Origin of the sequence: uncultured Clostridium sp. (genome assembly GCF_947039605.1) — a bacterium.
Taxonomy (GTDB): Bacteria; Bacillota; Clostridia; order Clostridiales; family Clostridiaceae; genus Sarcina.
This window is the reverse complement of the sequence record NZ_CAMQZG010000003.1, coordinates 83,771-104,845: the sequence shown is the minus strand read 5'-3', so window position 1 is coordinate 104,845 and position 21,075 is coordinate 83,771. Positions and strand designations below refer to the sequence as shown.

General features: G+C 27.7%; 16 protein-coding genes. 13 read left to right on the top strand and 3 right to left on the bottom strand.

Annotation, left to right across the window (positions count from 1 at the left end):
- The first annotated feature begins 156 nt into the window (after positions 1 to 156).
- From Q0V24_RS02485 to Q0V24_RS02440, 10 genes are all read left to right on the top strand, one after another.
- Positions 157 to 1,797, top strand: coding sequence for a SulP family inorganic anion transporter (locus tag Q0V24_RS02485; protein WP_297518436.1), 1,641 nt, complete (start codon positions 157 to 159; stop codon positions 1,795 to 1,797).
- A 177-nt stretch (positions 1,798 to 1,974) separates the two neighbouring features.
- Positions 1,975 to 3,321, top strand: a complete 1,347-nt coding sequence (gene gdhA, locus Q0V24_RS02480; protein WP_297518434.1) for an NADP-specific glutamate dehydrogenase — start codon at positions 1,975 to 1,977, stop codon at positions 3,319 to 3,321.
- A 121-nt stretch (positions 3,322 to 3,442) separates the two neighbouring features.
- Entirely contained in the window at positions 3,443 to 3,757 is a 315-nt protein-coding gene (locus tag Q0V24_RS02475) for a hypothetical protein (protein WP_297518432.1), read from the top strand.
- Between the two features lie 64 nt (positions 3,758 to 3,821).
- Entirely contained in the window at positions 3,822 to 5,057 is a 1,236-nt protein-coding gene (locus Q0V24_RS02470; RefSeq protein ID WP_297518430.1) for an NAD(P)H-dependent oxidoreductase, read from the top strand.
- A 110-nt stretch (positions 5,058 to 5,167) separates the two neighbouring features.
- Positions 5,168 to 6,430, top strand: coding sequence for a DEAD/DEAH box helicase (locus Q0V24_RS02465; RefSeq protein WP_297518428.1), 1,263 nt, complete (start codon positions 5,168 to 5,170; stop codon positions 6,428 to 6,430).
- A gap of 176 nt (positions 6,431 to 6,606) precedes the next feature.
- Complete coding sequence (locus Q0V24_RS02460) at positions 6,607 to 7,116, top strand: DUF4358 domain-containing protein (RefSeq protein ID WP_297518427.1); 510 nt, start codon at positions 6,607 to 6,609, stop codon at positions 7,114 to 7,116.
- A gap of 71 nt (positions 7,117 to 7,187) precedes the next feature.
- Positions 7,188 to 8,567 carry an MBOAT family O-acyltransferase gene (locus tag Q0V24_RS02455; RefSeq protein WP_297518425.1) on the top strand — a complete coding sequence of 460 codons (1,380 nt, stop codon included), beginning with the start codon at positions 7,188 to 7,190 and terminating at the stop codon, positions 8,565 to 8,567.
- A 9-nt stretch (positions 8,568 to 8,576) separates the two neighbouring features.
- A complete protein-coding gene (locus Q0V24_RS02450; protein ID WP_297518423.1) occupies positions 8,577 to 9,680 on the top strand; it encodes a DHHW family protein in 1,104 nt (367 codons plus the stop codon).
- 96 nt (positions 9,681 to 9,776) lie between these two features.
- Positions 9,777 to 11,720: an LTA synthase family protein gene (locus Q0V24_RS02445; RefSeq protein WP_297518421.1), complete on the top strand. Its 1,944-nt coding sequence runs from the start codon at positions 9,777 to 9,779 to the stop codon at positions 11,718 to 11,720.
- A gap of 147 nt (positions 11,721 to 11,867) precedes the next feature.
- Positions 11,868 to 15,131 carry a two-component regulator propeller domain-containing protein gene (locus tag Q0V24_RS02440; protein ID WP_297518419.1) on the top strand — a complete coding sequence of 1,088 codons (3,264 nt, stop codon included), beginning with the start codon at positions 11,868 to 11,870 and terminating at the stop codon, positions 15,129 to 15,131.
- Positions 15,132 to 15,169: 38 nt separating this feature from the next.
- On the opposite strand, the gene Q0V24_RS02435 is transcribed toward Q0V24_RS02440, so the two are convergent.
- Positions 15,170 to 15,886 (bottom strand): hypothetical protein, encoded by a 717-nt coding sequence (locus Q0V24_RS02435; protein ID WP_297518417.1) that lies wholly within the window; start codon positions 15,884 to 15,886, stop codon positions 15,170 to 15,172.
- Between the two features lie 186 nt (positions 15,887 to 16,072).
- Positions 16,073 to 17,728 (bottom strand): FUSC family protein, encoded by a 1,656-nt coding sequence (locus Q0V24_RS02430; protein ID WP_297518415.1) that lies wholly within the window; start codon positions 17,726 to 17,728, stop codon positions 16,073 to 16,075.
- 202 nt (positions 17,729 to 17,930) lie between these two features.
- Here Q0V24_RS02430 and Q0V24_RS02425 point away from each other — a divergent pair, with 202 nt between their 5' ends.
- Positions 17,931 to 18,395 (top strand): hypothetical protein, encoded by a 465-nt coding sequence (locus tag Q0V24_RS02425; RefSeq protein WP_297518413.1) that lies wholly within the window; start codon positions 17,931 to 17,933, stop codon positions 18,393 to 18,395.
- Between the two features lie 63 nt (positions 18,396 to 18,458).
- Here Q0V24_RS02425 and Q0V24_RS02420 read toward each other — a convergent pair whose 3' ends face one another.
- The gene (locus Q0V24_RS02420) at positions 18,459 to 19,022 is read right to left on the bottom strand and encodes a carbonic anhydrase (protein WP_297518411.1); all 564 of its coding nucleotides are present in this window, start codon (positions 19,020 to 19,022) and stop codon (positions 18,459 to 18,461) included.
- 151 nt (positions 19,023 to 19,173) lie between these two features.
- On the opposite strand from Q0V24_RS02420, the gene Q0V24_RS02415 reads away from it, so the two are divergent.
- Together Q0V24_RS02415 and Q0V24_RS02410 are read left to right on the top strand one after the other, a co-directional pair.
- The gene (locus Q0V24_RS02415) at positions 19,174 to 20,175 is read left to right on the top strand and encodes a glycosyltransferase family 2 protein (RefSeq protein WP_297518409.1); all 1,002 of its coding nucleotides are present in this window, start codon (positions 19,174 to 19,176) and stop codon (positions 20,173 to 20,175) included.
- Between the two features lie 111 nt (positions 20,176 to 20,286).
- Positions 20,287 to 21,036 carry an FAD-binding oxidoreductase gene (locus Q0V24_RS02410; protein ID WP_297518407.1) on the top strand — a complete coding sequence of 250 codons (750 nt, stop codon included), beginning with the start codon at positions 20,287 to 20,289 and terminating at the stop codon, positions 21,034 to 21,036.
- Positions 21,037 to 21,075: the final 39 nt, after the last annotated feature.

The window sequence follows — 21,075 nt, the reverse complement described above, 5'->3', positions numbered from 1 at the left end:
TAAAATTATAACATAACAAGAGAATAATTTCCATAATTTTACATTGTATGTATATAACGAAATAAATATTAAAAGTTGTTTTTAATAATAAAAAGAGTATAATTAATAATTGTTAAAAATTAAACTAATGAAAAAATATTTAAGGAGAATGTATACATGAGAAAACCAGAATTTTTTTCTATGATTAGAAAAAAAGAAATAACAAAGGAACAATTTTTTAGGGACTTTAGAGCTGGTGTTGGAGTTGCTATAATATCACTACCATTATCAATTGCACTTGGGATATCCTCAGGAGTCACACCACAAGAAGGTCTTATCACAGCGGTGGTAGCAGGTCTTATTACTGCACTACTTGGAGGGAGCCCAGTTCAAATTGGGGGGCCTACAGGGGCGTTTGTTGTGGTCGTCTTTGGAATAGTTCAAAAGTATGGAATAGAAGGTCTTATAATTTCAACCTTTATGGGTGGAATAATTTTAATTTTACTTGGAGTTTTAAGGCTTGGGTCGTTAATTAAATTTATACCATATCCAATAACTGTAGGTTTTACAGCTGGGGTTGCAGCTATACTTGCAACGACTGAAATAAAAGATTTTTTCGGATTACATATGGGCAAAGTTACGGGTGGTTTCTTTAGCAAATGGATAGCTTACATAACACATATGAATACAATGAATTACGTAACCGTTTTAGTAGGAGTAGGATCAATACTTATAATTGTTTTTTGGCCAAGGGTAAATAAATCTATCCCAGGATCATTAGTAGCGCTTATTGCTGCAACAATTATTGTTAAGTTATTAGGACTGCATGTAGAAACTATTGGGTCTACATTTGGGAATATACCAGCAAGTATACCAATGCCCAAAATACCTACAATGAATCTAGAGCTTATAAAAGAGTTAATAGGGCCAGCAATTACAATAGCTTTATTATCAGCAATTTCTTCTCTTTTATCAGCAGTGGTTTCAGATGAAACTTTAGGACAGAAGCATAATTCAAATACAGAACTTATAGCTCAAGGAGTTTCAAATATTGTATCAGCTTTATTTGGTGGTATTCCATCAGCCGGTGTAGTTGCAAGGACTACAGCTAATATAAGAGGTGGGGGAAGAACTCCAATAGCAGGAATTGTTAATGCAGTTTTATTACTTATAATAATGTTAGTATTAATGCCTCTTGCAAAATTTATTCCACTTACAACTCTTGGAGCAATCCTTCTTGTTGTAGCATATAAAATGACAAAGTGGAAGACAATGTATGCTATTTCAAAAGGGCCTAAATCAGATTTACTATTATTAGCAGTGACATTTATTTTAACTGTAGTGTTCAATGTGGTAGTTGCGGTCGAAGTTGGTATGGCAATAGCAGCACTTGGATTTATGATAAAAATGTCAGATACTTTAGAGATTGAAGAGTTAGAAAAAGAAAATATTGAACTTGATAGAGCAATAAATATGGATTTAGTTGGCGGGAGAATTAGAATAAAAGAATTAAAAGGTGCGCTTTTCTTTGGAACAGCAAGTGTATTTAAAGATTCTATGAGAAGAATAGAGTATGAAAATGTAGATGTCCTTATATTTAGAATGAGAAATATAAATGATTTAGATATAACGGCTATAAAAATGTTAGATAGTTTAAATGTAGCTTGTGAACTTTATAAAGTTAAATTTATATTAACAGGATTAAATCAAAGTAATGCAAAAGTAATAGAGAAGTTAAAGGGTGAGGATATTACTATGTTTGCCAATATAGAAGAAGGTATAGAAGAAGCAAATAGAATATTAAATTTAAAAGGATGATGATTAATTAGAGATGTTTTATAAAAAAACATCTCTTTAATTTTATTGATTTATTAAATAAAATTGCTTTATATTGATAAATTAACAAAGAAATAGGCGGAAAATAAAATATATTTAAAGAGATTTAATTAGGTGGTATAATGAATGTATATTAATACAAGAGGGGGAGGTTTCTAAATGAATGCAAAAAAGTATATAGAAAATTTAATTAATGATTTAAAGAAGAACAATCCAGGGGAAGAGGAATTCCATGCAGCAGCATATGAGGTTTTAGTTTCTTTAATACCGGTTATTGAAGCAAATCCAATTTATATTGAAGAGGGAATCTTAGAAAGACTTATAGAACCAGAGAGAGTTATAATGTTTAGAGTACCTTGGGTAGATGATAGTAATAAGGTACAAGTTAATAGAGGTTACAGAGTTCAATTTAATAGTGCTATAGGACCTTATAAAGGTGGGCTTAGATTCCATCCGTCAGTAAATTTAAGTATTATAAAATTCCTTGGATTTGAGCAAATATTTAAAAATTCACTTACAACACTTCCAATTGGAGGCGGAAAAGGTGGATGTAATTTTGATCCAAAAGGAAAATCAGATAGAGAAATAATGAGATTCTGCCAAAGCTTTATGACAGAACTTTATAGACATATAGGACCTAATATAGATGTTCCAGCGGGAGATATTGGTGTTGGTGGAAGAGAAATAGGTTATATGTTTGGCCAATATAAAAAAATTAGAAATACTTTTGAAAATGGAGTTTTAACTGGTAAGGGATTAACTTATGGTGGAAGTCTTGCTAGAAAGGAAGCTACAGGTTATGGATTAGTTTACTTTATGAATGAAATGTTAAATGATAATGCGATTACAATGAGAGATAAAACTGTTGTTATATCTGGATCTGGAAATGTTGCTATATATGCAACACAAAAAGCTACGGAACTTGGTGCTAAAGTAGTTGCTTTATCAGATTCGGCTGGATATATATACGATGCAGATGGAATAGATTTAGATGCAATTAAAGAAATTAAGGAGGTTAAGAGAGCTAGAATTAAAGAATATTTAAACTACAGACCAAACGCTATTTATACAGAAGGGTGTAGAGGAATATGGACAGTTAAAGCTGATATAGCATTTCCATGTGCAACTCAAAATGAAATAAATGAAGATGAAGCTAAGTTATTAGTAGCGAGTGGTGTTATTGCAGTTGGTGAGGGTGCTAATATGCCTTCAACACTTGATGCTCAAAAGGTATTCCTAGATAATAAAATATTCTTTGGACCAGCTAAAGCTGCAAATGCAGGTGGTGTTGCTACATCAGCACTTGAAATGAGTCAAAATAGTTTAAGAATGTCATGGACTTTTGAAGAGGTTGATGAAAAACTTAAAGGAATAATGAAAGAGATATACCATAATTCAAAAAATGCAGCAAAAGAGTATGGAGTAGATGGTAATATAGTTGCAGGAGCTAATATTGCAGGATTTATAAAAGTTGCACAGGCAATGCTTGCACAAGGAATAATATAAGTGAAATTAATCTAGATAGTATATAATATAAAGAAGCAATTTTAAAAAGTTGCTTCTTTTATGTTATAATATAGTTGATTTTTAAAAAATTAATTTAAAGTAAAGAAAGAGGAATGTACATATGGCAAAGAGAACAAGTAGAAATGATGACTTTTTATTTGCTTGTAAAAATTCAATAGCTTCATCTAAATTATATAATTTCATAGCAGACCTTGTGAATGAAGATAAAGTAAAAGAAGCTAAAATTGTTGCAAATTTAGATTATTTAATGGATTATCTAGTGACAGCAATTAAGGCTAGAGATAGATTTACAACAATGGATACAAGTAAAAGAATAAAAGAAAAATTTGAAGATTTAGAAAAAATGGGAGTGGAAGCACCCCTACTTAAAGAGTCTTTTGAAAAAGTTATAAAAACTAATAAGTTAAAATTATAGAATAAATAAACCTTCTTATGAAAACAATAGTTATATAAAGTTTTCAATAAGGAGGTTTATTTTTATGAAAAAAATATTATATATTTCAGTAAATTCAAAAAGTGAAAGTGATTCAGCAAGTAAGACAGTTGCTAGAAAGCTTATAGATGAGGTGCTTTGCCAGTGTAGATATAAAGTTCCAAAATGCAATGAAAATATCTATGTGTTTGATGGGTATGATGATGATTTAGGTCAGGCAAGCAATTATAAAAAAAGTAGTGAGTGTTGTGAAAATGAAAAAGAGGTTTGTTGTGAAACGAATCATGAACTTGTATGTTTTGATGAAGGAATTGAAGTTCATGATGAAAAAAATGAAGAAGAGCATGGAAAAGTGTGTGATTTAAAAGAAAATAAGTATGAGATAGATAAGTTAGACGTAGAAGAAGATGATAAAGATGAAACAGTTGAGGAATATAATGTTGAAACAACAGAAATTAAAGAAAAACACAAATCAAAAGTTTGTTGTGATGATATAAATGAATTCATAAAAGATTGTTCTCAAGATGTATATAATGGAATGAATGAAGAGGATTGTGATAAAACAAAACATCATCATCATAATGACAATCATGAAAGTGAGTGTTGTGAAAGTAATAATGGACATCACCATCATCATGAGTGTTGTGATGAGAAGCATGACCACATGCACGGATATTGTGCTTATGATGAGGAACATCACTGCCATGATACAGAAGATTGGGAAGAATGTAATGATTTTATTGTAGAAGAGATAGATTTATATAAAGATTATATTCCGTTATTAACACATGAGTTTTATTCTTGTAGAAATACATTAGTTGATGGACCAGGACCTTGTTATGAAGAATTAACACATGTTCAAAGAAAAGATATGGCAAGAATTAAAGAACTTGCAATTCAGTTTAAAGAGGCTGATATTTATATAATAGCGGCACCTATGTGGAGTTTATTATTCCCAGCACCTTTAAAACAATATTTAGATTGTGTAATTTTAAATGGAGTAACAACTAAAATAAATGATAAAGTTTGCAAAGGTTTATTAGATGATAAAGAAAGAAAGATGGTATTTGTTCAATCAGTTGGTGGAGAATTACCTATTTTACTTAAGTACAAATTAGATCATAGCGCAGCATATTTAAAAGATATTTCTAAGTTTCTTGGAATATCAAAATTCACAGAATTATTAGTTGATGGAACAGGCTATACAGCTAATGAGAAAGAAGATGCAATTTGCGAGGCTATAAAGGATGTTGCGCATATTGCAAAATCTCTTATCAAATAATATGTAAATATAAATGTTATTATGGTACAATATAAGATAGTATAAAGCTTGCTAAGTTTTCTTAGTAAGCTTTTTTTCTGAATTAAAAGTTTCAAAATAAGGAGAAATAAATGAACGAATTTAAAGAATTAAATATAAGCGAAGAGCTAGTAAAGGTTTTAGAAAAGCAGGGGATAAATAAACCAACAGAAATACAAATATTAGCGATACCAAAAGCAGTTGAAGGTTTAAATATTGTTGCACAATCAGAAACAGGAACAGGAAAAACACTTGCGTATCTTTTACCTATTATAGAGAGAATAGATGCTACGAAAAATGAGAATCAAGCAATAATACTTGCACCAACACATGAGCTTGCAGCTCAAATAAATAGTACAATAGTTGCACTAAGTGCTGATTTGGAAAATAAGGTTTCATCAACTATGATAGTTGGTAGTGGAAATATTAAAAGACAAATGGAAGCTTTAAAGAAAAAACCACAAATAATTGTTGGTTCAAGTGGTAGAGTTTTAGAACTTATCTTAAAGAAGAAAATAGCAGCTCATACTGTTAAAATATTAGTAATGGATGAGGGAGATAAACTTTTACACTTTAAAAGTATTGAAGAAGTTAATAATATAAGAAAGTCATTAATGAGAGATACTCAAAAATTATTATTCTCTGCAACATTAACAGAAGAGACATTATCTGTTGTTGATAAAATTATGGATAATTATGAAGTTATAAAAATTAAAGAGAAAAATGAAGTTAATGTAGATATAGAACATGGATATTTCTTTGTTCAGTCAAGAGATAAAGATGACGCTCTAAGAAGAATAATACATGCTTCAAACGCATCTAAAATATTAGTTTTCATAAATAGAAATTATGACTTAACAAGAACTTTAGAAAAACTTAGATATAATAAAATAGAGGTTGATTCACTTCATGGTGAAAACAATAAAGAAAGAAGAAAAAAAGCTTTAGAAGATTTTAGAAGTGGAAAAATACAAGTTTTAATGGCTTCAGATGTTGCTGCTAGAGGACTTGATATTAAAGGGTTAACACATATTATAAACCTAGATATACCAGAGGACCCTAAAAACTACTTACATAGAGTTGGAAGAGTTGGAAGAGCTGGAGAAAAAGGTATTGCTTATTCAATTGTTGATAAATCAGAAGAACGTGTTATTGAAAGATATAAAGCAGCTTTTGGTATTGAAATACCTGAAAGAGTTACTTATGAAGGTGAAATATTAACAAAAGAAGAAAGAGCAGATAGAACACCTAAAAAAGAGAAAAAAGAAGTTGATGAAAGAGTTAAAAGAGTTGTTAGTGCGAAGGCTAAGTCAAAGAATAGTACAGTAGCAAAGGCATTATCAAGAAGAAGATAAGAAATTAAAGAACATTCACTTACATAAATGTAGGTGAATGTTTTTTTAGTTTAAAAATTGTTCACTTGAGAGAGGTATATTATATACTATATAATTTATATAATAACTTATAGTTAACGCTTACAAAAGGGGTAGACATTAATTATAATTAAAGAAAAATCAGGGGGAAATAAATTATGAAAAAGTTAGTGATAGGTGCTTTAGTAGCAATAACAGTTGGAGGTGCTTTTGCAGGTTGTGGATCAGATAAAACTGGAACAGAAACATCAGCAGACCAAGCAGTTAAAATAGATGTAGTAGAGAAAGTTACAGGGCTTTCAGAGAAGTTTCCAATAAGAATGCCAATGGATGCTTCAGAAGAAGATTTAAAAGAGGTTTATGGATTGAATATGGACAATATAGCTTCATACTCAATGAAACAGTGTGGGATGACACCAGGGATAGATGTAATGGGGATATTTGAAGCTAAAGATGGAAATGTTGAGGATGTTAAGACAGACCTTGCAAAGATATTAGAAAGTAAAAAACAAGCAGCTTACTTACCACAAGAGATGGAAGCTTTAGATAATGCTAAGATAGTAAGCAATGGAAACTATGTTGGAATATTTTTAGTTCAAGGTGAAGAAGAAGGTGCTAATCCAGTTGCAGATATAGAAAAAGATTTTAATGCAATGTTTACAAAGTAAGATATAAATAAATTAAAAAAGCACCCTTTTTGTAAGGGTGCTTTTTTATAAGCAATAAGGGAGTAGTTTGTATGGTTTTTAGTAGCATTTTATTTATATTTAGATTTTTACCAATAGCGTTGTTATTATATTATATTGTTCCTTTTAAATATAAAAACTTTGTGATTTTAGTTTTAAGTTTATTTTTTTATTCATGGGGAGAGCCTAAGTACTTTGGAATAATGATAGCATCTATTTTAGTTGATTATTATGTTGGAAGAGGAATAGAAAGGAATAGGAAATCTAAAAATCATATGAGAGGTTTTTTAGCTATTTCAATAATTTTTAATTTAGGGATATTAATTTTCTTTAAGTATTCTAATTTTTTTATTGATAATATTAATATTTTATTAGCTACTGATATTAAAAAATTAAATTTAACATTACCTCTTGGGATAAGTTTTTATACTTTTCAAACAATGACATATAGTATAGATATTTATAGAGGCAAGGTTAAATCTGAAAAAAATATTATAAGTTTTGGTGTATATGTAGCATTGTTTCCACAACTTATAGCAGGTCCTATAGTAAGGTATACAGATATAGCATCAGAGCTTAAAGATAGGGTAATAGATATGGATAAAATATCTTTAGGGATAAAGTTATTTATACTCGGCCTTGCAAGGAAAGTTTTGATTGCAAATAATATAGGATTATTGTGGAATGAAGTACAAGCTATAGGTTTTGAAAATATAGGAACGGGAATGGCTTGGCTTGGTGCTATAGCTTTTACTATGCAAGTTTATTTTGATTTTAGTGGATATTCATTAATGGCTAGAGGTCTTGGTGCAATGCTTGGCTTTACTTTTCCACAGAATTTTAATTATCCATTTATATCAAAAAGCATTTCTGAGTTTTGGAGAAGGTGGCACATGACACTTGGGAATTTCTTTAAAGAATATCTTTATATCCCTCTTGGTGGAAATAGAGTTAACAAGGGAAGACTTATATTGAATTTACTTGTAGTATGGGCGTTAACAGGTTTTTGGCATGGGGCTGAGTATAATTTTATTTTATGGGGAATTTATTTCTTTATATTTCTTATAATAGAGAAGTTTATACTTGGAAAATATCTAGAAAAAAGTAGTATCTTATCACACGTATATCTTATTTTTGTTGTATTAATAAGTTTTGTGATTTTTTCAATAACAGATTTAAATAGTCTTTTGGTATATTTTAGAAAAATGTTTACTTTAACACTAGATAGTGAAGTTATATATTATTTGAGAAATTATATTGTAATTTTAGTAATTGGGGTAGCTTTTAGTATTCCTTGTACGGGGGGATTTTTTGAAAAGCATATATTAAAAAGTAATCTAGCTCAAAATATTGTTTTAATGGGTTTATTTTTTGTAAGTATTGCTTATTTAGTTGATGCTAGTTATAATCCATTTTTATATTTTAGATTTTAGGAGGGAATTATGAAAAATAAATCTTTAGTATATTTGTTTTTTATAAGTATAGGTGCATTATCTTTTTTTGATGTTTTAAATAAAGAGAAAGTGTTTTCAGAGATTGAAAATAGATATTTAGAAACGAAACCAAGCATTACGTCAGATAAAGTTTTAAGTGGTGAGTATGCAAAGTCTTATGAAGAATATATAAATGATAATTTTATTGGAAGAGATTATTTTATAAATTTAAAATCTATTTCAGAGAGTCTACAGCTTAAATTAGAGAATAATAGTATAGTCTATGGAAAACATGGTTACATGTCTGAAAAGTTTACTCAGATTAACAAGGAGATATTAATAAGTAACGTTGAAGCAGTTAAAAATTTTAAAGAAAATAATGGGGAGAATATTGATTTAATGTTAGTTCCATACGGGGCTAGTATACTTAGAGATTATTATCCCGATAATTTAGGTCTTATAAATGAAATTTCAGTCATAGAGAAGATTAATGAGTATATAGGCACAAAGAATTCTGTGGGTATTTTAGAAAGTCTTTTAGATAATAAAGAAGATTATATATATTATAAAACTGACCATCACTGGACTAGTTATGGAGCTTATTTGGCATATGTAGAATTTTGTGAGAAAAATAAAATTGAGGATAAGGTTGATATAAAAAGTTTAAATGAGAATAAAATTGAAGGTTTTTTAGGAACATTTTATTCAAAGTCTAAATTATATAATGCTGATAAAGATACCTTATCATATTATGATATGCCAAATCTTAAGATGAAGATAGGTGATGGTGAGTGGGAGGGCATATACAAAGTGGAGAATCTTAAAAAAAGGGATAAGTATTCAGTTTTTTTAGATGGTAATCACTCGAAAACTATAATTAAAAATTCTGAAAATAAAAATGGTAAGAAGTTATTATTACTTAAAGATTCATTTGCTAATTCATTTGTACCATTTATAGCTAGTAACTATGAAGAGGTTCATATAATTGATTTAAGACATTATACTTATAAATTAAGTGAATATATGAAAGAAAATAAATTTGATAATGTTTTATGTCTTTATAGTTTAATTAATTTTAGCAAAGATAGAACTGTAGCTAGAATTAATTTTTAGTTAAGTTTTTATTTTATTAAAATAACGTTCATTATAGAGTTGGAATTAAATGTTAAAATAAAACTTTAATATTTAATCAAGTTTAAGGGGATATATATGTGGGGAAAAATTAAGAGTAAAAAAATGTTTTATATAGTAAGTTGGTTACTAATATCGCTTATTATGACAGTTATAGTCGAGTTAATGACAAGGGAGAACATTGAGAGTTTTAAAGAGTTTTTAGCAACTAGGTTACCTTTGTTTTTACTAAATTATGCAATGGTATTAGTTTTGATGTTACCAATGATAATTTTTAGGAAGACAATTAGTGCAATGATTATACCAATAGTTATACTTTTAGGCTTTGCACTAGCAGGGAAAATACTAAATGATAAAAGAGGGGTGCCTTTTACAGGGGCAGATATTTATTCGATAGAGTATGGAATAGATATGGTATTTAAATATTTTAGTAAAGGAGTATTAATTGTATCTGTATTAGGAGGCATAGCGTTAGTAGTAGGATATATATATTTATGTATAAAAGAAAAACCCAAAAGTATATTTAAAAATTGGCAAAAAGCTATTATAGCTTGTTTAGCAATTATTACATTAGTGGGAGTTTATGCTAGTAATGTAAAAGCTAAGGCAATTAGTAATCAGTTATGGAATATAAATTATTCTTATAAAAGAAATGGATTTTTGTTTTCTTTTGTAGATTCATTTACATCTTTAAAAATGAAAAAGCCAGTTGGTTACAATAAAAAAGTTATAGATGAAATAAAAAATGGTGATGTAGCTGTGTTGGGGGGGAATAGCAAAAGTCCGGAAAATATAATTTTGATACAGTTAGAATCTTTTGTAGATCCTTATAATATAGAGGGGATTGACCTTAAAGAAAACCCTATACCAGCAATTACAAAGGTAAAAGAACAAAGTATTGCTAGTGGAAAACTTGGTGTTCCAACATATGGGGCTGGAACTGTTAGAACAGAGTTTGAAGTTTTAACAGGCTATAATATAGATTTTATGGGAACAGGAGAAGTTCCTAATAATAGCATATTAAAAATGAAAGCGGTTGAAAGCCTTGCACAGATACTTAGGTTAGAAGGTTATGAATCAACTATGATACATAATTATGTAGGGAATTTTTATCATAGAGATATGGTATATGCAAATTATGGATTTGATACTTTTGTATCAAAAGAGTATATGAGTATGCTTAAGTATAATGAAAAATATCCAGAGGATATTTGCAATATGCCAATTATTGATGAACTTATTAAAAGAGATGAAAAACAATTTATATTTAATGTATCAGTAGAAAGTCATGGTCCATATAAAGCAGTTGAAGGACAAAAAAGTTATTTAAAAGATAGTGAATTATCAGAGAGTGAAGTGTTAGAATTTGATAATCTTTTAAATAGAATTAATAAGTTAGATTTTTATGTTGGGAAATTAGTTAAATATATTAATGATGTTGATGAGGATACAATGATAGTATTTTATAGTGATCATCTACCGTCGGTTAGTGTATTTAATCAAAACAAATTAGTTAGTGAGGATGAAAAGTATAGTACAGAGTATTTTGTTTGGACTAATTATGAAACAAAAAAATTAGAGAATGAAGACTTAGAATCTTATGAAATGTCTACTAAGCTTTTAGATATAGCAGATATAGAAGGTGGAATAATACCAAGGTTCCATAGAGAAAACAAAATATCAAATGACTATATGGATAAGTTTAAGTATTTACAATATGATCAATTATATGGTGATAATTATTTTAAAAGTAATTATAAAAGTAGTGATTTAAAACTTGGATTGAATGATGTTATTATCAAAGAGATAATACAAAGTGGTGATGACATTTTAATTAAAGGTGAAAATTTCACTAGTTCAAGTAGAGTTATTATAGCTAAAGAAGAGCATAATATTAAATATAATAATGATAAAGAAATTGTGGTTGAAAACACTACATTAAAAAGTGGGACTTATAAAGTAATACAAAAGGGTATGAATGGAAAATTTTTGAGTGAAAGTAATATTATAAATATGAAATAATGAAGGAATTATCAACAATTGTTGATAATTCCTTTTTCAAATATTGACAAAAAATAAATAAATTTTACATTTTATGAAGATAATTGACAATGATAAATGACTATGTGACAATGAAATTAAAGTGTGATTAAACGTTAGGGGATAATAATGAAAAAAATTTCAAGAAAAATCTTTTGGGGACTAAATATTATTTCAATGTGTTTGTTTTTTAGAGAAGTAGAAGTTAAAGCTGATATAAATGATAATTATTTGAATTTTAATAATATAACTATAAATGAGGGATTATCACAAGGTAGTGTTGATGATATATTTCAGGATAGTGAGGGATATATGTGGTTTGCTACAAATGATGGATTAAATAGATATGATGGTTATGATTTTAAGGTTTTTAAGGGTGATAGTAATGATGTAAATACTATATGGCCAGGACTTGTTAGTTGTATAGTAGAGGATAAATTTGGAGCTTTATGGGTTGGGACAAGTGGTGGGCTTGCTAAAATTGATAAAAAAACTTTTAAGGTAACTAGGTTTTATGTAGATAAAGCTGATATGAGTAAAATATCTAATCATAATATTTGGGATATATATACGGATTCAAATGATGATATTTGGATAGGGACAGAAGATGGTTTAAATAAATATGATTATTTAACAGGCGAGTTTAAAAAGTATTTGGCAAAAGATAGTGAAGTTAAAGATAAGAACCAATTAAATATTATAAAGATAGAAGAAGATAATAACGGTGAAATACTTATTGCAACAAATCAAGGGATTAGAGAAGTAGATGAAAAAAAAGGTTTATTAGTTGCATATAATGAAAATAATGAAAATTTATTTTTAGATACAAAGATAACAGATATATATAATAGTTCAAAGGGGGAGATTTGGCTTAGTACACTAGGTAAAGGATTATATAGATTTAATAAAAGCACTAATTCTTTTGTTAAAGATAAAGAGATTTCCAATATTTATGGTGAAAATAATACATTTATTAGAATTATAAATGAAGATGCTAATGGTGATATGTGGTTTGGAACTAATGATGGTTTATTTAAATATTCAGAATATGATAATGGCTTAGTAAAGTATGAGAATAAGGCCTATGATATAAAAACATTGGTAAATAATACAGTTCTTGATATTTTTAGGGATAAATCTGGTCTTATGTGGATAGGAACTATAAACGGTATAAGTAAAGTTAATCCAAAACAAGAATTTATAAATTATCAAAAAAGATTTGGAGAAGAAAATACTTTGAGTGGAAAATCTATATCGGGTATTTATGAAGATGAATTTGGGGACTTATGGATAGGGACTAATACAACAGGACTTAATAAAATTGAGAGAAAAGATAATAAATATATACATTATAATCATAGTGAAAATAATTTAAATACAATTCCAAGCAATAATATTTGGCAGGTTACGGGAGATGGAAAGGGGACTGTTTGGGTTGCTACAAAAGAAGGTCTTTGTAAAATAGACACAGCAACAAATAAAGTTAAGAGGTATACAAAAGAAACTGGAAATGAAAATTCATTAGTTAATAATGATGTAAGAGAAATATTCATAGATGATAAAGGGTTTATATGGATAGGGACAAGAAATGGATTATGTGTGTTAGATCCTAAAACAGAGAAATTTACGAGTTTAAATAATATTTTAGTTAATAATGGAATAGAGGAACTTTTTGTTAGAAGAGTATTTCAAGATTCAAAAGGAGATTATTGGTTAGCTGTTGGTTGGAATAGTGGGCTTGTAAAAGTAAGTGTAAAGGGAAATAAAGTTGAAAGGTTTACTCATGAGATTGGTAAAGTAAGCTGCCTAAGCGATAATGTTGTTATGTCTATTAACGAAGGGCTCAATGGTGATATGTGGGTAGCAACAACTAATGGGTTAAATAAGATAGATAGTGAAACAGGGCAAATAAAAGTTTATAAGGAAAAAGATGGACTTGGTAATGGATATGTTTATGGAGTTTTAATAGATGAATTTGGAGCTGTGTGGGTAAGCACAAACGGTGGAATATCAAAGCTTGATACAAAAACAGATAAGTTTGAAAATTATACTTATGTTGATGGACTTCAAAGCAATGAGTTTAATGTTACATCAGATTTTAAAAGCAAGAGTGGAACTATGTTTTTTGGTGGAGTGAATGGTGTAAGTAGTTTTAAGCCTAGAGATATCAATAAAAAACAGACAGTTATTATGCCGGTGGTTATAAGTGATTTTTATGTTTATAATAATCAAGAGAGAAAATATGCTGATAATATTAGTTTAGATTCTGATGAGAATAATTTTACAGTTAATTTTATATTGCCAGATTATGGGGATTCTAATAGTATAAAGTATGAATACATGTTAGATGGGTTTGATGATAATTGGGTTAATGCAGGAGCAAGACGAGATGCAATATATACTAATATATCATCAGGGAAATATACGTTTAAAGTAAGGGCAAGATTAAAAGGTGGAGAATTAAGTGAAGAAACAAGTTTTGTAGTGTTTATTGCAAAACCTTGGTATTTTTCTAATGTTGCAATAGGAATATATTTAGGGATATTAGTGGTAATTGTTGTTCTCTCTATAAATTATGTGAAAATTTTAGATAGTTTAGTAAAGCAAAAAACGTTTGAATTAAATTCTGAAATTTTAGCAAAGGATGAATTACATAAGGAGAAGGAAAAACTATTTAAAGAATTACTTAGATATGAGAAGTTTAGGAATACATATTTAGTGAATTTATCACATGAGTTAAGAACGCCTTTAAATGTAATATTATCTAGTCAACAATTAATATCTAGTCTTAACAAAGATGATAAAGGGGTTGAAAGAAGTAAATTAGATAAATATATGAATATCATAAAATCAAATTCTAAAGAGTTATTAGAAGTTATAAATGATCTTATTGATAGTTCGAAAATTAAGTCAGGGGCATATAATATGAACTTTGATAAGAATGATATAGTTTATATTGTAGAAGAAGTTGCACTAGGACTCAAAAGCTTTGTGGAAAATGAGGGGCTAGAACTTATAATAGATCCTGAAATTGAGGAGAAAATAATAGATTGTTCAAAAAAAGAGATAGAAAGATGTGTAACAAATCTTATATCGAATGCAGTTAAGTTTACAGAACAAGGTGAGATTTATATTACTATAAGAGATTTTGAAAGTTATGTTGAAATTGTTGTTAGAGATAGTGGAAAAGGGATTTCTAAAGAAGATCAAAGTATTATTTTTGATAGATTTACACAAATTGAAGATGGAATTTCAAGTAAACATTGTAGTAGTGGAATAGGACTTAACTTAGTTAAAGATTTAGTTGGGTTACACAAAGGAACTATTAGTATAGTTAGTGAAATAGGAAAGGGAAGTGAATTTACAATTAAGCTTCCGGTAAAAATAGATTAAAAAAGTGCCTGAAATTTCAGGCACTTTTTATTTTGATATTAGAACCAACCATCATCATCGTTATTATCATAATCATTGTTATTATAATCATCTCTATTATCTCTATCATTTCCACCAAATATATCATCAATAAAGTTTTCAGCAACATCGCCAACAACATCACCGACAACATTAGCAGCTATAAGGCTACCGATACCAATGCCACCACCGTTATTATTACCACCAAACATACCACCACCAGAGCTACGGTTATTGTTGTTATTGTACATATCATTTTGATGTGATCTATTTTCATACATCATATCATTTTGCATTCTGTTTTCATATATTCTATCCTGCTGCATTCTGTCTTGCATCATTCTATCTTGTTGCATTCTGTCTTGCATTAATCTATTTTGTTCACTTCGTTGTTTATCATAATATTTTTGCTGAATAGAATGTCTTTCCTCTAAAGATAAAGGACGACCAATTTTTCTTTCATACATCATTATTTTTTCATGTAACATTCTTTCGTTGCTTAATTTTTGTTCTTCAGCCATTCTATCTTGTTGCATTCTATCTTGCTGCATTCTTTGCATAGCAAAATCATCTTGTTGCATTCTATCCTGCATCATTCTTTCATCATTATACATTCTATTTTCATTGTACATATTATTATTATTGTTATTCATTTGTCTATTTAGCATTTTACCTTCAATAGTACCTTCAACAGCACCACCGATAACGTCTCCAATTAGTTCATCAAAAAATCCCATAGTGATAACCTCCACTTTAAAAGAGTAATTTTAAAAATACAAACTCTTTATTGTTTATGCTTTTGTTTATTAAAAATCAATTCTATTAACAAAAAATTAACAAAGCTGATTTTAAAGTATTATAGCACTTTAGATAGTATATATCAATCCTAAATTAATGAAAGTTTAAAGTGAAAAGTAACAGTATTATTTTATTAATTCAAAATAAGCTATTTCAATTATAGTAAGATTATTTAGTTTGATAAGATTATTTATTTCAGTATTTTTAAGAATTAAATTTCTAGTATAAAGTTTTTCATTCGTTAATGAAATTAAAATTAAAATGGAGGCAAGATCCTCAATATGATTAGTATTTATAGATTCTATAAATTTGGAATTATAAAAAAGTAATCTGGAAATTAATATCTGAATCCCTCTTTCAATTTTTGTTGGAAATAAAAATTTATTAGCTAAAAATACTATTAAAAGACCTAGCAAGACTAAACTAGCACGAACAAGTGCAACTTCATTTATATGAAGGAAGATAGAGGTAACAGATAGTGAGGCTAGAGTAGTGAAAATTGATAACTTATAATATTCTTTAAAACCATAAGTTAAGAATAAAGATAAAAATAAAACTATCCAAGCTAATTCTTTTATGTGTAAAAAACTTAAAATAATAAAAAGAGAAAGTCCTATAAAGTTTCCTTTAATTCTATCCTTACTTTTGCTAATAGTTTCCTCATAATAAATTTGCATAACAGACATAATGGTTATAGCTATCCAAATAATTTTTGATGTTTCAAATAAATGAGAAAAGAATAGACAACTAGTTAAAGTTATAGATAACCGAAGCGAAAAATATAGGCGAGTAGAGCCTTTGAAAATATTTTGTTTAAACAAAGAGTTCTTTCCTAGTAAAGAACTTCTAATCCAAGGTTTGAAATGACTTTTTAATTCTTTAGTAGTTGAATTTTTATAGTTATATAAAGTCATTGAAATATTTTTAATTAAAAATACTAAGTTTTTTGAATCTACTAATTTTTTTTCAAACAATAATTTATATAGTTCATTACTAAAAAAATAGAGGCTATCAATACTATAGATATTTTTAATTTCTAATTTCTTAATATAGGAAGCAATATAATTTAAAATATCTAAAGAACTTTGTTTAGTGTTTGGCTCAATATGAAATTCTTTATAAAGAAGGTTATTAAGTAGAGAAATATGTAAATACATTTCAAGTTTAAACTTTCCATTTAAAGTTGTTAAATATTTAGATGATTTACTAATATGTATAGAATAACTAATATTACGTAAGTTTCTATTAATATTATTATAAATTTCTAAATCAAAGTTAGAATTTAGAATATTTTCAATTTGGAGAGAAAGAAGGCTAAATATACTTTGAAAATCAGAGATTAAATCATTTTTATTATTTTTATCAAAAATGTAGTTAAGTAAAATAACTAAAAGACAACCAAAAATAATAGCAAGTAATTTATTTAGTAAACCATTAATGTTATCGTGAGAAAAACTAGTGAAAATAAATAACATTAAAAAAGGTTTATAAATTTTAGGGTTAAAACTAAAAGTGAAAAAATATGCTATAAAAAAAATAGTTATAGAATTTATAAAAATTCCAATATAAAGATTTTTAGTTGCAAGATAAGATAAAATAACAAGAGAACAGTCTAGTGATAGTAGCTTGAATATCTTTTTGAACGTTTTAATTCTTATGTTTTCAAAAGATAATGCAATCGAAGTTAGTGCTATAGGAAAGGCTAACATTACATTATCTTCACCAAAAAAGAAAATTATTGCAAATAAAGAGAAACAAGCAATAGAACCATATCTAAACATTTTAGTAGTGTTTAATCCAGTTTTTACAATTAAATTAGTTACAATGTTTTTCATAATATTTAAATTCCTTTTTTGCTTAAAAAGTATAGTATTTCAAAAAAAAAAAAAAATAACCAAAATTATGTACCATAAAAGAGGAAATATCATATATTGTATTATACCTAAAAGATTAATAACAGAGATAAAAGGAGATTATTTTATTATGGGAAATTATTATAAGTGCTCAGGAAATACTATGAAATTTACTAATTGTGCAAGTACAGGAGGTTATTCAAAAGGGTCAAGTTGTTCAAAAGGATCAAGCTGTTCAAAATATAGTGGATGTTCAAAACCTGCACAAGCATGTGATAGCTGTGAAGAATGTAAATGCTTAGAAACTGAAATGAAAGAAATGTTAGAGTGTCTATTAAGACTTGAAGATCATTCAAATAAAAAAATTGATAAAGCAAGAGAATATCAAGAGCAAGTTGAGATATTATTAGCTAAAGCTATGGAAGCTCAATGTAAAGCAAGTGAGTTATTATGTGAGGCTGATGCAGTAGAAGAAGAAGCAGCTGACCTTAGAGAAAAAACTTACCATATGATTTATAGAACAATTGAGTGCTATAAAAATGAATGTTGTAACAAGTGTTGTTGTAAATGCAATTGCTGCAATAAAAGATATTAATTAATATCAAAACTATAATTCCTTTACATAAGATAAAGGGATTATAGTTTTTTTAGTTTAGATTTATTTAGTTCCATCTATTATTAAGTCTAATTTTCCAGTTTCAGAATCAATTATTAATCCATGAATATTTACATCAATAGGCATAAGTGGATGATTTTTTATTGTATTAACACTTTCTGTAACTGATTCTTTAACACAGGTAAAACCTTTTAACCATTTTGTTAAATCTATTCCAGAGTATTCAAGTGTTTTAAGTGTACTCTCTGCTATACCTTTAGCTTTCATTTTCTCTATCATTTGAAGTGGTTCAATATTACTCATACCACACCCATGGTGGCCAACTACAAAAATATCCTTTGCATCAAATTCATAAACAGCTACAATAATACTTCTAAGAGCACTTCCAAATGGATGAACTACAGTAGCACCAGCATTTTTAACTATTTTAACATCACCATTTTTTATATTCATGGCTTTAGGTAATAGTTCAGTAAGACGAGTATCCATGCAAGAAACTACAACAGCCTGCTTATTTGGTATTTTAGATGCTATATATTTAGTATAGTCTTTATTAGCAACAAACTTTTCGTTAAATTCCATGATATTTTCTAATGTGTTTTTCATAATATCCTCCTGCGGGTTATATAGTAAATTATTCAAATTATAACATATATATAATATAAGGGTTATTACATTTAAAAGACTTTACTAAACAAGGATTTTATGTAATTATAAATATAAAGATAAATTAAAGGAAAAGAAAGGAGATTATGCAATGGATAACAAGGTATTTTTAAGTATAGTTATGCCAATGTTTAATTCTACGCAAACTATAGTGAAAGCCTTAGATTCTTTAAATAATCAGACTGACAAAGACATAAAACTTATTTTAGTTGATGATGGGTCAACTGATGATTCTTATGAAGTTGCAAAAAGCTATTTAGAGAATGCGGAACTTAAATATGATATATACAAAACAGATAATAAAGGACAGAGTGCAGCTAGGAATTTAGGACTTAGTAAGGTTTCTTCAGAATACATATTATTTTTAGATTCAGATGATTATGTAAATGAAAAATTAATCGAAGTAGTTAAAGAGGCAGCAAGAAGAAGCAATCCTGAAATAGTAGTTTTTGACTACGAACGAGTAAATGAAGATTATACACTTAGAAATAGCTCAAAACAGGAATTTGCATTTTTTAATAGTATATCTCCTGGTATGGAAATTTTTGAAGCATATAAAAACAATAAATTAAGACTTTGGACATCATCGCTTATATATAGAAGTGATTTTATAGAAAAAAATAATTTAACTTATATTGAAAATGTACATGCGATGGAAGATTTAAACTTTATATTTAAATCATTATGGAGTTCTGTAAAGGTGAAAACAATTGATGATACATTAGCTTATTATTATCAAAGAAAAGACTCATTAACTAGCATAGCTGATATAGAAAAAAATATCAGTATATTAGAAGCAATTGATGATTTAGTTTCTGTATCAAGAAAAAAAGTTCTAGGGATAGATTTTGAAAGAGTTATTTCAAGAGAATTCGCAGTTGAACATATTATGTATCAAATTTTAACAAGTTTAAATAAAGATAATAAAGAATTGATACTTAAAATTTTAGAGGAAAAAAGAGTAAAAGAATATTTAAGTGAAGGAATAAAAAAGACAAATAGATATGGAAGCAGTTTATATATTTGGAGTAAACTTGCTGCATATATGCCAAAATTATTTGTATTTTTATACTTGAAAAAAACAGGTAAATAAATCTTTATAGAATACACATAATTTTTTTATATATTTAACGTATGATAAAATACAAAGTTTTAATTTAAATTAATAAAAAATTTTTAGATGGACATAAAGGAGGATTTTCTTATGGAAAATTTAAATGACGTACAAGTGTGGAAAGGGTTTAAAGATTTTGTTGTAGATAAAAAAGTAATGGAAAATGCAGATATATCATCTTTATATTTAAAACCAGTAGATGGACAAAAGGTTGTTTTACCAAAAGCAGGACAGTTTGTACCTTTAAAAATTAATTCAGGTAATGAAAGATATGATGTAGTCAGAGCATACAGTTTATCAAACAAACCAAATACTGAATTTTATAAAGTAACAATAAGAAAAGTTGAAGATGGAAGAGCTAGTGTTTATTTAACTGATATAGTTCAAGAGGGTGATATAATAGGTGTTAGACCACCAGCTGGAAAGTTTTTCTTAGATGGTAATGCAGATTTAGAAAAACCATTAGTTTTACTAGGTGCTGGTATTGGAATAACACCTGTTCTTTCAATGCTTCACGAAGCTGTTGGGAAAAGAAAAAATATTAAATATATAGAAATATTTAGAAATTCAGAGTATCAAGTACTTCATGAAGAGATAGAAGAGTATATAAAAAATGGATTAGTTGATAATACAGTTGTTTATACAAGACCAATGGAAGAAAATATTCAAGGTAAAGATTATGATTTATCAGGATATTTAACAAAAGAATGGATAATGGAAAATTTACCAAAAGATGGTGAATATTACTTCTGTGGGCCAAAGCCTTTCTTACTTTCTACAGAAGAGTCACTAAAAGAATTAGGTGTAGCAGAAGAAGATATTAATTATGAATCTTTCTAAGATATAAATTAATAATATTAAAAAGACTAAATTTAGAGT

Bases quoted from the DNA above. Each gene is read 5' to 3' on its own strand.
- Q0V24_RS02485 (WP_297518436.1), top strand. From the start codon at position 157: ATGAGAAAACCAGAATTTTTTTCTATGATTAGAAAAAAAGAAATAACA.
- gdhA (WP_297518434.1), top strand. From the start codon at position 1,975: ATGAATGCAAAAAAGTATATAGAAAATTTAATTAATGATTTAAAGAAG.
- Q0V24_RS02475 (WP_297518432.1), top strand. From the start codon at position 3,443: ATGGCAAAGAGAACAAGTAGAAATGATGACTTTTTATTTGCTTGTAAA.
- Q0V24_RS02470 (WP_297518430.1), top strand. From the start codon at position 3,822: ATGAAAAAAATATTATATATTTCAGTAAATTCAAAAAGTGAAAGTGAT.
- Q0V24_RS02465 (WP_297518428.1), top strand. From the start codon at position 5,168: ATGAACGAATTTAAAGAATTAAATATAAGCGAAGAGCTAGTAAAGGTT.
- Q0V24_RS02460 (WP_297518427.1), top strand. From the start codon at position 6,607: ATGAAAAAGTTAGTGATAGGTGCTTTAGTAGCAATAACAGTTGGAGGT.
- Q0V24_RS02455 (WP_297518425.1), top strand. From the start codon at position 7,188: ATGGTTTTTAGTAGCATTTTATTTATATTTAGATTTTTACCAATAGCG.
- Q0V24_RS02450 (WP_297518423.1), top strand. From the start codon at position 8,577: ATGAAAAATAAATCTTTAGTATATTTGTTTTTTATAAGTATAGGTGCA.
- Q0V24_RS02445 (WP_297518421.1), top strand. From the start codon at position 9,777: ATGTGGGGAAAAATTAAGAGTAAAAAAATGTTTTATATAGTAAGTTGG.
- Q0V24_RS02440 (WP_297518419.1), top strand. From the start codon at position 11,868: ATGAAAAAAATTTCAAGAAAAATCTTTTGGGGACTAAATATTATTTCA.
- Q0V24_RS02435 (WP_297518417.1), bottom strand. From the start codon at position 15,886: ATGGGATTTTTTGATGAACTAATTGGAGACGTTATCGGTGGTGCTGTT.
- Q0V24_RS02430 (WP_297518415.1), bottom strand. From the start codon at position 17,728: ATGTTTAGATATGGTTCTATTGCTTGTTTCTCTTTATTTGCAATAATT.
- Q0V24_RS02425 (WP_297518413.1), top strand. From the start codon at position 17,931: ATGGGAAATTATTATAAGTGCTCAGGAAATACTATGAAATTTACTAAT.
- Q0V24_RS02420 (WP_297518411.1), bottom strand. From the start codon at position 19,022: ATGAAAAACACATTAGAAAATATCATGGAATTTAACGAAAAGTTTGTT.
- Q0V24_RS02415 (WP_297518409.1), top strand. From the start codon at position 19,174: ATGGATAACAAGGTATTTTTAAGTATAGTTATGCCAATGTTTAATTCT.
- Q0V24_RS02410 (WP_297518407.1), top strand. From the start codon at position 20,287: ATGGAAAATTTAAATGACGTACAAGTGTGGAAAGGGTTTAAAGATTTT.